12 protein-coding genes are annotated in these 14783 nt (G+C 32.8%); 4 read left to right on the forward strand and 8 right to left on the reverse strand.

Features of this window, described 5'->3' with window-relative positions; all coding sequences use genetic code 11:
• Both AAC053_RS11370 and AAC053_RS11375 read left to right on the forward strand, forming a co-directional pair.
• A partial coding sequence (locus AAC053_RS11370; RefSeq protein ID WP_339756553.1) for a hemagglutinin protein occupies positions 1 to 984 on the forward strand: 984 nt, incomplete at its 5' end.
• 11 nt (positions 985 to 995) lie between these two features.
• Positions 996 to 1763 carry a T9SS type A sorting domain-containing protein gene (locus AAC053_RS11375; RefSeq protein WP_339756556.1) on the forward strand — a complete coding sequence of 256 codons (768 nt, stop codon included), beginning with the start codon at positions 996 to 998 and terminating at the stop codon, positions 1761 to 1763.
• An 81-nt stretch (positions 1764 to 1844) separates the two neighbouring features.
• Here the strand turns inward: AAC053_RS11375 and ribB are convergent, their stop codons facing one another.
• The 7 genes from ribB to tpx all read right to left on the reverse strand — a co-directional run bounded on the left by ribB (position 1845) and on the right by tpx (position 9896).
• On the reverse strand, positions 1845 to 2993 hold the full coding sequence (ribB, locus tag AAC053_RS11380; protein WP_339756559.1) for a 3,4-dihydroxy-2-butanone-4-phosphate synthase: 1149 nt from the start codon (positions 2991 to 2993) through the stop codon (positions 1845 to 1847).
• A 30-nt stretch (positions 2994 to 3023) separates the two neighbouring features.
• Positions 3024 to 5006 carry an LptF/LptG family permease gene (locus AAC053_RS11385; protein ID WP_339756562.1) on the reverse strand — a complete coding sequence of 661 codons (1983 nt, stop codon included), beginning with the start codon at positions 5004 to 5006 and terminating at the stop codon, positions 3024 to 3026.
• A 6-nt stretch (positions 5007 to 5012) separates the two neighbouring features.
• Entirely contained in the window at positions 5013 to 5654 is a 642-nt protein-coding gene (locus tag AAC053_RS11390; protein ID WP_339756565.1) for an outer membrane lipoprotein carrier protein LolA, read from the reverse strand.
• Positions 5655 to 5674: 20 nt separating this feature from the next.
• Positions 5675 to 8101 carry a DNA translocase FtsK gene (locus AAC053_RS11395; protein ID WP_339756568.1) on the reverse strand — a complete coding sequence of 809 codons (2427 nt, stop codon included), beginning with the start codon at positions 8099 to 8101 and terminating at the stop codon, positions 5675 to 5677.
• Between the two features lie 32 nt (positions 8102 to 8133).
• A complete protein-coding gene (locus AAC053_RS11400; RefSeq protein WP_339756571.1) occupies positions 8134 to 8907 on the reverse strand; it encodes a M15 family metallopeptidase in 774 nt (257 codons plus the stop codon).
• Between the two features lie 113 nt (positions 8908 to 9020).
• Positions 9021 to 9389 carry a diacylglycerol kinase family protein gene (locus tag AAC053_RS11405; protein WP_339756574.1) on the reverse strand — a complete coding sequence of 123 codons (369 nt, stop codon included), beginning with the start codon at positions 9387 to 9389 and terminating at the stop codon, positions 9021 to 9023.
• A gap of 6 nt (positions 9390 to 9395) precedes the next feature.
• Entirely contained in the window at positions 9396 to 9896 is a 501-nt protein-coding gene (tpx, locus tag AAC053_RS11410; protein ID WP_339756578.1) for a thiol peroxidase, read from the reverse strand.
• A 267-nt stretch (positions 9897 to 10163) separates the two neighbouring features.
• Here tpx and AAC053_RS11415 point away from each other — a divergent pair, with 267 nt between their 5' ends.
• The gene (locus tag AAC053_RS11415) at positions 10164 to 10880 is read left to right on the forward strand and encodes a hypothetical protein (protein ID WP_339756581.1); all 717 of its coding nucleotides are present in this window, start codon (positions 10164 to 10166) and stop codon (positions 10878 to 10880) included.
• A gap of 96 nt (positions 10881 to 10976) precedes the next feature.
• Here the strand turns inward: AAC053_RS11415 and pheT are convergent, their stop codons facing one another.
• Positions 10977 to 13403 (reverse strand): phenylalanine--tRNA ligase subunit beta, encoded by a 2427-nt coding sequence (pheT, locus tag AAC053_RS11420; RefSeq protein WP_339756583.1) that lies wholly within the window; start codon positions 13401 to 13403, stop codon positions 10977 to 10979.
• A gap of 208 nt (positions 13404 to 13611) precedes the next feature.
• On the opposite strand from pheT, the gene AAC053_RS11425 reads away from it, so the two are divergent.
• A partial coding sequence (locus AAC053_RS11425; protein WP_339756587.1) for a TlpA disulfide reductase family protein occupies positions 13612 to 14783 on the forward strand: 1172 nt, incomplete at its 3' end.

The raw sequence follows: 14783 nt of genomic DNA on the forward strand, positions 1-14783 counted from the left end.
GCACAAACCATAGAAAAATTTAGCATAGACTCTGGTGGAGCATCAACAAGTGCAGATGGCATTCAAATACTCTACACCATTGGCGAAGTCAATGTACAAGAGTTAAGTGCTGGAGGTATTTCAGTATCTGAAGGCTTCATCAATGCGGATCTTAAAATTCGTATTAACCCAAAATTATTTTTACAAGGACCAATTCTTAATCCTACAAATGCAGGTTTAATGAACGATGATTTAAGAGTAGCGGGTTACATACCAACCACAAGCCCATATACAGATGCTGCAACTTGTGATGTTTCCGTGTTTAGCGTTACTGGAAATGATGCTATTGTAGATTGGGTTTGGGTAGAACTACGAGATAAATCTAATAACACTTCTGTTATCCTATCGCAATCTGCATTATTACAGCGCGATGGTGATGTTGTTGATACAGATGGTGTGTCTTACATAAAACCGAGTGTTATAGAAGATGATTATTATGTGGTCGTAAACCATAAAAATCATCTAGGTATTATGACTGATACTCCAGTTACAATTGAGGCTAAAGCACTACCTTCTGTTATAGATTTTACAGATGTAAGTACTAATACCTTCGGTACACAAGCACAAGTAGCATTACCCTCTGGTGATATGGCACTTTGGGCAGGCGATGTAAATGGAGATGGACTGGTAAATTTTTCTGGGGATGTTAACCGTGTCTTGGTAGATGTTATTTTGTTTCCAGCAAACACAAGTTTTAGTTCGAGTTATGATTTTGTTGATGGCTACTTTCAATCTGATGTGTTACTCGATGGTAATGTGTCCTTCTCAAACGAAATTAATCAAATATTGGTATCTATAATTCTATATCCATTAAACACAAGTTTTAGTTCTCAATATAATTTGTTTGAAGAGCAATTACCTTCACCATCAGCATATAGAAGCGAAACACAACTAAATCGTGATCAAGTACGATTAGAAAGAGCCATAGAGATAATAAATAATTAAAAATAAAAATCATGAAAAAAACAATTACATTTTTAGCAATTTTGGTATGCACAGTATCGCTATTTGCACAGAATATCACCTACGATTTAAGGTGGAATTCGAACACCTCTGAATACGAATTTTACGTAAAAAGAAATGTAACAGCAGAAGCTCCAGTAACTACAGGAGGTACTTCTGTCGTGACTATAGTTTTTCCAACAGATGGTGTTTCAGGTACAAGAACACTTTCGCATACAAGTGAGGGAGTGTCTTCTTATAATTCAGCAGGAATTATTAGAAGTCCAGGAGCATCCGCAACTAATGACTATTATGTATATAACTCAACAGGTGGTAGTAGTTATATTGGTGTATTAAATGCTAATGTTGAGGTACTCTGGATGACGTTTACAGCATCTGATGGTAATTCTGATGCACGTTTATTTGAAAATGATACAGATCCCAACTCAACAGATACTGGTATGATGGGTATAAATGCGCGATCAGACTTTTTTGTGATTACCACAGCTGGTGCAAATGATGAGTTTTCTGGGAATGTATTGAGTATTGAGGACAATGAGTTGCAAGACTTGTCAATATATCCTAATCCAGCTTCAGAAAAGGTGAATATTGTGTCTAACAATCCAATAGATAGTATTGAAGTTTACGATATCTTAGGAAAACAAGTAAGGACATTAAGAAGTACTAATGAAGTAGATGTTTCCGATTTAAATTCAGGAATATATCTGTTTAAGATATGGATTGGAAACCAAGTTCAGACAAAAAAGATAGTTGTTGAATAGAATATACTCATGTGCTATTAATCAATTGAGGACATCAACAGAAATGTTGATTAAAGAAAGAGGGTATAAAAGCCCTCTTTTTTAATAACTCACATACTCAACAATCTCTAAACCATAACCAATCATACCAACACGTTTGGTTTGTAAACTATTAGAAATTAATTTGAGTTTGCTCACTTTTAAATCGTGAAGAATTTGTGCGCCAATACCAAAATCTTTGGTGTCCATTCCTAAGCTAGGAGCTTTGACTAATTTTCCTTCAACCTGATTTTCTTTGAGAATAGATAAACGTGCCAACAAGTTCATAGACTGAGATTGTTGGTTAATGAATATAATAGCACCTTTACCTTCAGTATTGATAACATTAAACATATCATCTAATTTTTGGTCGGCATTATTGGTTAGAGTACCTAGAATATCATTATTAACTAGTGTTGCGTTAACCCGAGTTAAGATAGGTTCATCAGACTTCCAGGTTCCTTTTGTTAGTGCAATATGGACTTGATTATTTGTGGTTTGTAAATAAGCTCTTAATCTAAACTTGCCAAAACGGGTTTCAATTTCAAATTCATCTTTTCGTTCTATTAACGAATCGTATTCCATTCGATAAGCCACCAAGTCTTCAATAGAAACAATTTTTAAGTCAAACTTCTTTGCGACCTTTAAAAGTTGTGGTAAACGTGCCATGGTACCATCTTCGTTCATAATTTCAACGATGACACCTGCAGGTTCAAAACCAGCTAAACGCGCAAAATCTATTGCAGCTTCTGTATGGCCAGTACGTCTTAATACACCACCTTCTTTGGCAACTAATGGGAAAATATGTCCAGGTCTAGCTAGTTCAAAAGCCTTTGTATCTTTATGCACTAATGCTTTAACCGTTTTAGATCTATCACTAGCTGAAATTCCTGTGCTAACACCATTTCCTCTTAAATCTACAGAAACTGTAAAAGCGGTTTCCAATGGGTCAGTATTATTTCTAACCATCATGTTAAGATCCAATTCTTCACAACGATGTTCTGTAAGCGGAGCACAAATTAAACCACGACCATGAGTAGCCATAAAGTTAATCATCTCAGAAGTTACCATTTCTGCTGCTGCTAAAAAGTCACCTTCATTTTCTCGGTTTTCATCATCAACAACAATAATTACTTTGCCCTGACGAATATCTTCGATGGCTTCTTCTATTGTATTTAGACGGGTTGTAATATTCACGTTATTAGCTGTCATAGCGATGTGTTTGATTTAGCAAAGGTACGTTTATTTTATATTCTGAAGACAACTCAAATAGAAGTCTCGATCTATTTGATTTCTAAGAAAAACATACTTTATAGGATAGAGTGGAAGCGATAGAATTAGAAGAATAGGATTAATTTGCTTTCCTACTTGCTCAATGGTTTTATAAAATTTTGAATATACCACAGCATCAACAACCCCATAGATTATAAAAAAAACAGAAGCAACAATACTAAGGCTTAATGAGGCTTCGGCTATTTCTGGTAATTTATTGTTTTTAAAAACAAAGTGAAGTGCCAATAATACAGCACCAATGCTAAAACTAACTAAACTTGTTTTTGAATAATCTTTATAGTCTTTAAGTATAGCTTTTGCAGTAATCAATTTATCAGTAATATCTAAACCTTCAGATTTTAAACCTTCGAGCGGAATATTTCTATTTAATAAATTATGAAGCGCAATCTCCTTTGGTTTTTTGTCTAAATCGAAATCTTCTTGTTTTTTGATAATACGAACCAATTCTTCTATTGAATACTTTTTGTAGTAATTATATGATTTGGTGTCACTTTCAGAAAGTTGAAGTTTACTCTTTGGCGTAAATAGACGTTTTAATGGTATTATTATAGCATCAAATTGAAATACTCCTTTATCATTCGTTGCTCGTGTTGTTAAATAGATACTTAAGGGTAACATTACAGCTGTAGATAACCATGAACCTATGATTGGACTAAAGCTTCCTTTCTCAGCACTATTCTTAGCGAAAATACCAAAGAAGTGATACGTTAAAAATAAAACAATAGCAATAACCATTGGTAAGCCAAGCCCGCCTTTACGAATTAACGCTCCGAGTGGTGCGCCAACAAAGAATAGAATAACACAAGCAAATGCTAAAACAAATTTATCGTGTAAGGCAATGGTATGTTTGTTAATCCAAATATTTTTTGTTTGGAGTGTTGTTTTGTTCGAATCTATAATCTGTCGTGTACTGTTTATAGAATTGATTGCTTGATTTAAAATTTGAATTTTATTATTTGTAATAAAAAGGTCTAAAAATGTATCTGTAAAGACAGTGTCTTTTTTTATAGGTTCAATGTTTTGATTTAAAGCTGAAAATGTACTTCGATTATATAATGTTTTAGACAATGATTTGTAATCTTCCTTTCTTTTATTTTTAAGACTATCAATGGTGTAATTAAGTTGGTCTACATCTAACATGTTGTATCTACCACTATGATTCTTACTATCTAAGTCTTCAGAATTCAAGATTTCTAAATCTACATTAATAATATAGTTATCAAAATAGCTTTGTGCATGTGGTTTATTTGCATTCTTACGCACATCTTTATTAACGATCTCCTCGTAATAATTCCCGTTAATTAATTCTAGCTGAAGAATATTAGAATCTGGACTACTTTTTAATTCACCTTTTTCTGAAACAATGACTTTATAGTTTCCAATGCGCGCCACACTTTTTTGATGAATAAGAACTCCTTCGAGAAATTGACCTCTATCACCAGATTTTTTATCGACTTTAATGTTAATGTTGCCTATCTCGTTAAATTGCCCTTCAGCAATAGCTAAGGCAGGTTTTACTTTGGCGATATTTCGTCTTATATTATAAAAGTTGTATTCTCCCCAAGGTATTACATTATTTGCAAAAAAGAAACAGCCAATACCAAGAGCAACAATAAAAACACTTAGACTCCGCATGGCACGTTGTAATGAAATACCTGTAGATTTCATGGCAGCGAACTCATAGTTTTCGGCAAAGTTGCCAAATACCATAATAGAGGACAAAAGAACGGTTAATGGTACAACCAAAGGAATAAGCTTTGGCATAAAGTACAAAATGAATTTTGCGGTTACAGAAACATCTAAATCTTTACCAGCTAAATCAGATATATATAGCCAAACCCCTTGTAGAACAAAGATGAACATAAATATAATAAAGACACTAAAGAACGTCCTTAAGAATGTGATAAGTATGTACCTATCTAATATTTTCATTAAACCTTAATCGATTTTATTGATAAAGTAATCACTGTATTTACTTTCGTCAAATGTAAATAAGGTTTTTGATATAGGCTCATCTGTTTTAAAAGAATTAACGGTTAATACAGTTTTTGTTCCGTCTCTACCAACTTCTATTAAATTATAGATGTGCTTTGTAGTAGCATCAATGCCTAATAAAATAAATAACATTTCTGCATTGGCATCAATTGGGTTTAATTTTATGTATTGAATTCTTCGGCCATTAACGTTCTGAATAATATCCATTTTATAGGTGTAACCATCCTCATAGAAAGAAAGCATTTTACTTGGTGTGATGGTACTTTCATCTTCTCTATTGTCTGAAGAAATAGTTACTTCTTCGTCTTCTGGGCTAATTGTATATAACGTTTTTCCGTCAAAAATACGTGTTACACCTAAAATGTTAAGTTTATACTTTTCCCCTTCAATAATTACATCACCTCGTGTTTCTTGATTAATGTCTTCGCTCGCGTTATTCAATTCGTATTTAAAGTCTAAGCTAATATTTTTGTAAGATTTAATTTTAGCGCTTACTTCTGTTAATAGTTCTTCGGCCTTTGCATCTCTCTGTGCAAAGCTTGTGATTCCTAGTGTTATAAAGGCTATTACAATTAGTTTTTTCATTTTTATATGGTATAATCTATTTATTGTTTTTCGTTTTCTAATAATTGGTCTAAAGCTAATAAATCTGGCACCAATACTTGTCTTGCTTTACTTCCTTCAAAATTACCAACAATGCCAGCGGCTTCTAATTGATCTATAATTCTACCTGCTCTGTTGTATCCTAATTTTAGTTTACGTTGTAATAATGAGGCAGACCCTTGTTGTGCAGTTACAATAATTTCTGCTGCATCTCTAAACAACTTATCTCTATCAGAAATATCTATATCAAGATTTGTGCCACCTTCTTCACCTACATATTCTGGTAATAGATGCGCATCTGGATAAGCTTTTTGAGAGCCGATAAATTCTGTGAGTTTTTCAACTTCTGGTGTGTCTACAAAAGCACACTGAATTCGAATTAACTCGTTGCCTTGTGTGTACAACATATCTCCACGCCCAATTAATTGATCTGCACCAGAACCATCTAAAATGGTTCGAGAATCTATCTTGCTTGTTACTCTAAAAGCAATCCGAGCAGGGAAATTTGCTTTAATAATACCAGTAATTACATTAACAGATGGGCGTTGTGTTGCAATAATTAAATGAATACCAATAGCACGAGCCAATTGCGCTAAACGTGCAATTGGTGTTTCTACCTCTTTACCAGCTGTCATTATTAAATCTGCAAACTCATCAACCACTAATACAATATATGGTAAGAAGGCGTGGCCATCATTTGGGTTTAACTTTCTGGCTTTAAACTTAGCATTATACTCTGCAATATTTCTACAAAATGCATTCTTAAGCATTTCGTAACGGTTATCCATTTCAATACAGAGTGAGTTTAATGTGTTGATAACCTTAGTGTTATCTGTGATAATAGCATCTGCGCTATCTGGAAGTTTCGCTAAATAATGACGTTCAATTTTATTAAAAAGTGTCAGTTCTACTTTTTTAGGATCGACTAATACAAACTTAACTTCAGCAGGATGTTTTTTGTATAATAAAGATGTCAGTACAGCATTTAATCCAACTGATTTACCTTGTCCTGTTGCACCAGCCATAAGCATGTGTGGCATTTTTGCTAAATCGACAACAAAGGTTTCGTTACTAATTGTTTTACCAAAAGCTATTGGTAATTCCATTGTTGATTTTTGAAATTTTTGAGATGCAATAACCGATCTCATGGATACTATGGTCGAATTTTTATTTGGTACCTCAATACCAATAGTTCCTTTTCCTGGGATTGGTGCAATAATACGAATCCCTAATGCGGCAAGTGATAGTGCAATATCATCCTCTAAGTTTTTAATTTTTGAAATTCTAATACCAGCATCTGGGACAATTTCATACAGCGTTACTGTTGGTCCAATAGTGGCTTTTATACTGCTAATTCCAATTTTATAATTGTTAAGCGTTTCAACAATTTTGTTTTTGTTCTCTTCGAGTTCTTCCTGATCTATAGAAATACCTTCATTATCGTATTTCTTTAATAAATCTAAAGGTGGAAATTGATATTTAGCGAGTTCTAGAGTAGGATCGAATTGTCCGAAATCTTCAACTAGTTTATCTGCTAAATTATCTGTTTCAGATTTTTCTTCTTCAACAGTTTCAACTTTTAATTCAGGAATTTCAATAGTTTCTTCCTTAGACTTTTCTGTAACTTCCATTTTTAGCTTTTCGGCTTTTGTTTCGGGCGTGGAATGGTTGCTGATTGTAGGTTTAGGTTTGTCTAAAGGAATTTCGAAAGCAGATTTAATGGCTTCTGCTTCTTCAGTTAGGCTATTATCAAAAATTACAGTTGGTTCTTCTTTACTAGTATCCGATTTTAAGTCAGCCTTAATATCTTGTTTTGCCTTTTTAAATAGTTTTGTAAAAGTATCTCCAGTGACTTTAAATCTAATGGCTAAATAGGCAATAAGACCAAAGATTAATAATAAAACAGTTCCGATTTTACCTATATAATCCTGAAAGAAATGATTCATTTCGTAACCAATTGTTCCGCCAAGAAGGTCATATTTGTGGGTGAAAAACCCGAATAATATAGACAGCCAAATGACTATTAATGTTCCCCAAATCCAGTGCTTTCTGAGTTTTGCTTTTTTTAAATTTAAGGTCACATAAACTCCAGAAAGAAATAATAAACCAGAAAAAATAAAGGAAGGAACACCAAACCCTTTGGTGATAAATAATTCGCTCACCCATGCACCAAGTTGACTTGCCCAATTTTTGTATTCGGTGGAGCGCTCAGGAAAATTACTTAATACACTTTGATCTTCTTTACCAGTAAAAATAAAGGATAAGAAAGATATAAAAAGAAGGACACCAAGAATAATTAACAAACTACCAAAAATGAGCTTTTGTTGACTAGATAATTTATACGAAGGTTTTTTTAATTTGACCTTTACCTTTGTTTTCGGCTTCGTCGCTTTGGGTGTTGTTTTCTTTTTAGTTGTTTTTTTTGTCATATTAAAATTCCGAGTGATCGGAAATCTATTTTTTATTTGTATTCTTTTGCCTCTGCAGAAATACCATTAACATAATTCTTAATAATTTTTACTTTTTGGGCTTGCTCGTAACCTATAAAATCATTAATGTCGTCATAGGTAACTCTCTCATTGTAAAATTCTAAATACTTGCTCGCTAAAGGTAAATAGGACCAGTGCCATTTTTCTAAATTATATCCTGTTCTATCTTTATTTTTCTCTGTGTAAACTTGATAAAACCCAAAATCTTTAGCATGTGTTGTTAACCAGTTATGTTCTTTCTGCCCTTTTCCGCTGTTAAAATACGAATTATTTAGATTATTTAGGTCTATATCTGTTCCCCAATGATGTCGAGATGAACTTGGCATAGAACTATATTCTAAAATCTTTAACGCACGCTGTAATGGTTTAATATTTTGATATTTTTTCCATTTACGTTCCCAAATCACTTTTTGTTCTTCAAAATTGCGAGTTCCAGAGATTATTTTTAATTCAATGTCATCTGTCTTAGCTGAATCTAACATCTTTAAAAAAGCTTTGTAAACTTCATTTTGAAGATATACTACTTTAGTAGAATACTCAGAACTAATTTTAACAAAGGTAGTGTCGTTTTTATAATCAAACTTGCCAAGGACAATTTTTTTGGTAAGCTTAAAATTTGGATTTTTAACTACTTTGATACTATCTATAGAAGATTCTATGATCTCAGTTTTAGCAAGACTTTTGCTATTAGTGTTACAACTAAAAATAAAAAGCACAAAAGAAAACGCAGCTAATATTTGTTTCATTTTTATGCTTAAATGTGTTGTGAAATTAGTGTAAATCAAAAATACAAATATGTAACGTTTATCTTACTGGTTTTGGTATCGAAAATGAGATTTTCTTAATACTCAAAACGAGATTAAGAAAGCTTAGGTATATAAATTATTCCAGCAATAACTACAGCAACGACAGAAGCTATAAAAACAGCACCAGCGGCAATGTCTTTTATCAATCCTATTTTCTTATGATATTCAGGGTGAATAAAGTCTGCAATATATTCGATCGCTGTATTCATTCCTTCAATACTCATTACTAAACCAATCATACCAATTTGAGCAATCCATTCGGTTTTTGAAATTTCAAAATAAAAACCAGCAAATGTAACTACAAGAGCTGTGAATACTTGTGTTTTTATACTCGCTTCCGTTTTTATTAGAATAAGCATACCTTTAAATGCATAGCCTACACTTTTAAGTCTATTAATAATAAAAGATTCTTTTTTTTGCATAGAAAATTATGATAAACTAGCTAGAGCACTTTCATAATTAGGTTCGTCTGCAATCTCAGTGACTTGCTCAGTATGTAATACAGTACCATCAGTATTAATAACTACGATACAACGCGATAGTAGTGTTTCGAATCCTCCTGTTGTAAAAGTTAGTCCATAATCATTACCAAATTTACCTGTTTTATAATCCGAAAGACTTTCTACATTATCAATACCTTCTGCACCACAAAAACGCGCCATTGCAAATGGTAAATCTTTAGAAATACACAAAACTTGGGTATTTTCTAATTGACTCGCTTTTTCGTTAAATGTTCTTATAGACTGAGCACAAGTACCAGTATCTACACTTGGGAATATATTTAATACTAATCTGTAGCCTTCAAAATCATTATTAGTTTTATCTGCTAAATCAGTTCCTGTGAGCTTAAAATTTGGTGCCTTACTACCAACAGTTGGTAGGTTTCCTATGGTTTCAACTAGAGTTCCTCCGAGAGTTACATTTGCCATTTTATATCATTTTTAAGTTGGTTAAAAATAAAAATATTTAAGCTCATAAGTATTAAATAAAGTATATATTTTAACAAATATTCAGCCTTAGTTAAATAATTACAATTTACTAATAATAAGTTGTGTTACATTTCAACGAGATTATATGTCTTTTAGATAATATATTAAGCAGAATTAGTTAAATAATTTAACTTCGAGCCTAAGAACTATTAATTAATATTCACAAAGGCAAACTCCCTATTTGCAAGTATTTAAACTATTGTTTTCATGAAATTTAAAGTACTAAAGTCGAAAATTCTTCGCAATCTATTTATAGCCATAGGTGTGTTAGTAATAGGTAATTTAATTTCGGTTTATTATCTTAATAGTGCTCGTACAAATGTGCTGGATCTACCTAAGGTACCAAGGCTACTTGTTAAACTTCTAAATGTAAATTTAGAAGCTAACTTACCAACCTATTTTTCTGCATTAGTATTGTTAGGTGATGCCATTTTATTAGCTTTTATTGCATATGGAAGTAAAGCAATAGGAGAACGATTTTGGCATTGGATTGGCTTGTCGGCAATTTTTGTTTTTATCTCTTTAGATGAAATGATACAAATACACGAGCAATTAAGAGCACCAATGGAAGCGCTTTTTAACACTTCTGGTTTACTTTATTTTGCATGGTTTATTCCTTACTTTGCTTTGGTAGTTATTATTGGTATTGCTTATTTTAAATTTATGATGCGTTTACCAAAAAAGATTTTAAAGCTATTTATATTGGCTGGTGTTGTATTTGTTTTTGGTGCTGTGGGTATGGAGATGTTAGGAGGAATGCATGCGGAAGTGCATAGCGAAGACACTTTAACTTATGCTTTAATGTATAGTTTTGAAGAGTTTTTGGAAATGTCTGGAGCGGTTATTTTCTTTTATGCCTTAATCTTTTATCTCGAAATGAAATTTAAAACAACATCGTTTGTTTTTGGTTCAAAGGATGTATAAAAATTAATTGTAAACTGAAGATTTAATCTTTTTTGAAATATAAAAAAGCCCTTAAATAGTATTATTTAAGGGCTTATAATTTTATAGCATATAATGTTAACGTAACTCAGCACCAAGCTTAGACTCAAAGTTAGTCTGTAGCTTAGACATAATTTTGTCAATTTGCTTATCGTTTAATGTTTTGTTTTCATCTTGAAGCGTAAAACTAACGGCATAACTTTTTTTGCCATCAGGTAATTTTTTGCCTTCATAAACATCAAATAAATTGACATTTTTAAGCATTTGCTTTTCGGTTTGCTTTGCGATGGTGTGTATATCTTCAAAAGTTACACTATTATCTAGTAGAAGGGCAAAATCCCTACGTACTTCAGGATATTTAGGAATAGCATTAAACTTAATCTTATTATGTTGTGTCATTTCTAACACATTATCCCAATTAAAATCTGCGAATAATACACTTTGAGAAATTCCGAAGTGTTTTAGTATAGATTTTTTAACCAATCCAAAATTTACTAAGATTTTCTTACCAATAGCTAAACTCATACCTTCACTAAGAATATCTGATTTGGTTGGAGCAGATTTTAAACGTGTTAAGCCTAGACGTTCTAAAACAGTTTCAATAGAACCTTTTAAATAAAAGAAATCACTAGGAGTAATTATTGTATTCCATCGTTCTTTAGTTTTATTTCCTGTTACAAAAAGAGATAAGTGCTTGTGTTCCTCACGAGCATCTGTATATTGATGGTATGTTTTTCCGAATTCGAATAACTTTAAGTCGTTACGTCTTCTATTAATGTTATGAGCCACAGCTTCTAGACCAGAGAATAATAAGGATTGACGCATCACTTCTAAATCTGTACTCAATGGATTTAGCATTTGCACATTATGGGCTTCATTTAAGTCTTCGCTTAATTCTATGTACTTAGGCGAGGTTAATGAATTAGCCATAATCTCATAGAATCCTTGAGAAGCTAATTGATTACCTATTATATTCTGAAGTTTATAATCTTCAAACCTTGAAGAATTAGAAATAGAGGCATTTAGCTTTTCAGTTGTACCAATATTGTTATAACCAAATACACGAAGAATTTCTTCAATAATATCAGCCTCACGTTGTACATCGTTTCTGTAGGCTGGTACAGTTAACCCTAATCCAGCTTCAGTAACATTATTCACCTTTATATCTAAAGAGGTTAGAATACTTTTTATAGTTTCTTTCGGAATCTCTTCACCAATTAACTTCTTTGCATTTTCAAAACTTAGACGTACTTCAAAGTCTTTTATCTTATTCTGGTAAGTATCAGAAATATCACTTGTAATTTCTCCACCAGCAATTTCTATGATTAAAAGTGCAGCGCGTTTTAGAGCATACTCTGTAATATTAGGATCTATACCACGCTCAAAGCGAAAAGAAGCATCAGTATTTAAAGCATGTCGTTTTGCTGTCTTACGAATACTCACAGGATTAAAATAAGCACTCTCTAAGAAAATACGAGTTGTTCCGTTGGTAACGCCAGAATCAATTCCTCCAAAAACACCTGCAATACACATTGGTTTTTCGGCATCGCAAATCATTAAATCATCTTCATGTAACTCACGGATAATACCATCTAACGAGGTAAATTTTGTGCCAGATTTACAGGTTTTTACTTCAATTTTATTTCCCGAGATTTTATCAGCATCAAACGCATGGAGTGGCTGTCCGAGTTCATGCAACACATAATTGGTAGCATCAACGATATTGTTAATAGGAGATAAACCAATAGATTTTAAACGATGTTGTAACCAACTTGGTGATGCTTCAATTTTAAGGCCTGTAATGCTAACGCCGCAATAACGAGGAGCTTTTTCTATATCCTTTACATCTACATCAATTTTCAGTGATCTGGCATCTACATGGAATGAACTAACAGAAGGAGTAATCAATTCTAGGGTAACTTCTTTCTGTAATAAACCAGCTTTTAAATCGCGTGCTACACCATAGTGGCTCATGGCATCTGCTCGGTTTGGTGTTAAGCCAATTTCAAAAACATCATCATTTTCAACCTCAAAGATATCTGCAGCTGGTGTTCCGACAACATGTTGTTTGTCTAAAACCATAATACCGTCGTGAGATTCGCCAAGACCTAATTCGTCTTCAGCGCAAATCATACCATAACTTTCTTCACCTCTAATTTTACCCTTTTTTATTTTCCAAGCTTCTCCTTCAGCGGTATATAAAGTCGTTCCTATCGTTGCAACTGGTACTTTTTGTCCTGCAGCCACATTTGGAGCACCACAAACAATTTGTACAGGTGCATCTGTGCCAATATTTACGGTAGTTATTTTTAAACGATCAGCGTTTGGGTGTTGCTCGCAAGTTAAAACCTCTCCAACAACGATACCTTCTAATCCGCCTTTTACAGATTCGTAACGTTCAATTCCTTCTATTTCTAAGCCAAGATCAGTTAATAAATCTCCTGTTTTCTCAGCGTCCCAATCTACTTTTATAAACTGTTTAAGCCAGTTGTATGAAATCTTCATGTGTCAAATTAATCAAGGTGCAAAGATAGTAATTCCGATTAGGCAATGAAATATCCTAGTTTAAATTTTCTACTTTAATAATACATTCTGAGGATGTTTCATCCGACCGATAAAAAAATCAATAACTATAAACAGATGAAACTTCACATTGTTTTTTTATGTAAGGTATTTGTTGTTATTTCGAACTTTATTTAAAGTCTTTTTTACTATGCGATATATACTTACTTGCCTTATAGCCTTAATGATTTTCTCTTGTGCTGAAGAAAACAAAATTCAAAACCTAAAAAACGGAACTTATCGAGCGATTTTAGAAGTGCAGGATAATGAAGGATTACCTTTTAATTTTGAAGTGATTTCGCCTACAGGATTAAAAATATTTAATGCTGAAGAAGTCATTGAAGTTGATGAAGTTGAGTATCGAAATGATTCTATTTTTATTTCGACACCTGTATTTGAAGGCTATATTGCAGCAACCTTTGAAGGTGATAACCTTAGAGGAAGTTTTATTAAAGAAAGTTTAGACAGAGTTGTGCCATTTTCTGCTGAATATAATAATGATAATCGTTTTGAAATAAAATCGAAAGCAACACAAAACGCTTCTGGAATATGGGAGACCGTTTTCAGTAAAGGTATTACTGATGACGAATACATAGCAAAAGGAATTTTTAAGCAGAATGGGAATATTGTTACTGGTACTTTTAGAACCACAACTGGTGATTATCGTTATCTCGAAGGAGTGATGGATGGTGACACCATGAAGCTTTCAACTTTTGATGGAGCACATGCCTTTTTATTTACCGCAAAAGTGTCTGATTCCACGATGGAAGGAAACTTCTATTCTGGTAACCACTGGAAAGAGCCATTTATAGCCAAACGCAATGATGCTTACGAATTGCCAAGTGCTAATGACTTAACCTTTTTAAAAGAAGGTTACGACAGTATTGATTTTGTGTTTCCAAATACATCTGATGAATTAATATCTATAAAAGACGACCGCTTTAAAGATAAAGTGGTTATTGTACAAATAATGGGAACTTGGTGCCCTAATTGTTTAGATGAAAGTAAGTATTATGCTGAGTTTTACAAAAACAATAGAGACCAGAATATAGAAATTGTTGCGCTTGCCTTTGAGTATGCTAAGACTAAAGAAATAGCGCTTAGTCGTATTGATAGGTTACAAACCAAAATTGGTATTGATTACCCAGTGCTTTTAGCACAATACGGAACGTCTGATAAAGCTAAAGCTCAAGAAAAGTTACCAATGTTAAATAGCGTCTTGTCTTACCCAACCTCAATATTTATTGATAAAACAGGTAAAGTACGTAAGATTCACACTGGTTTTAATGGACCTGCTACAGGTGAAAAATATGTTGAGTTTAA

Source organism: uncultured Winogradskyella sp., from assembly GCF_963975125.1.
In the GTDB taxonomy this organism is placed as follows: Bacteria; Bacteroidota; Bacteroidia; order Flavobacteriales; family Flavobacteriaceae; genus Winogradskyella.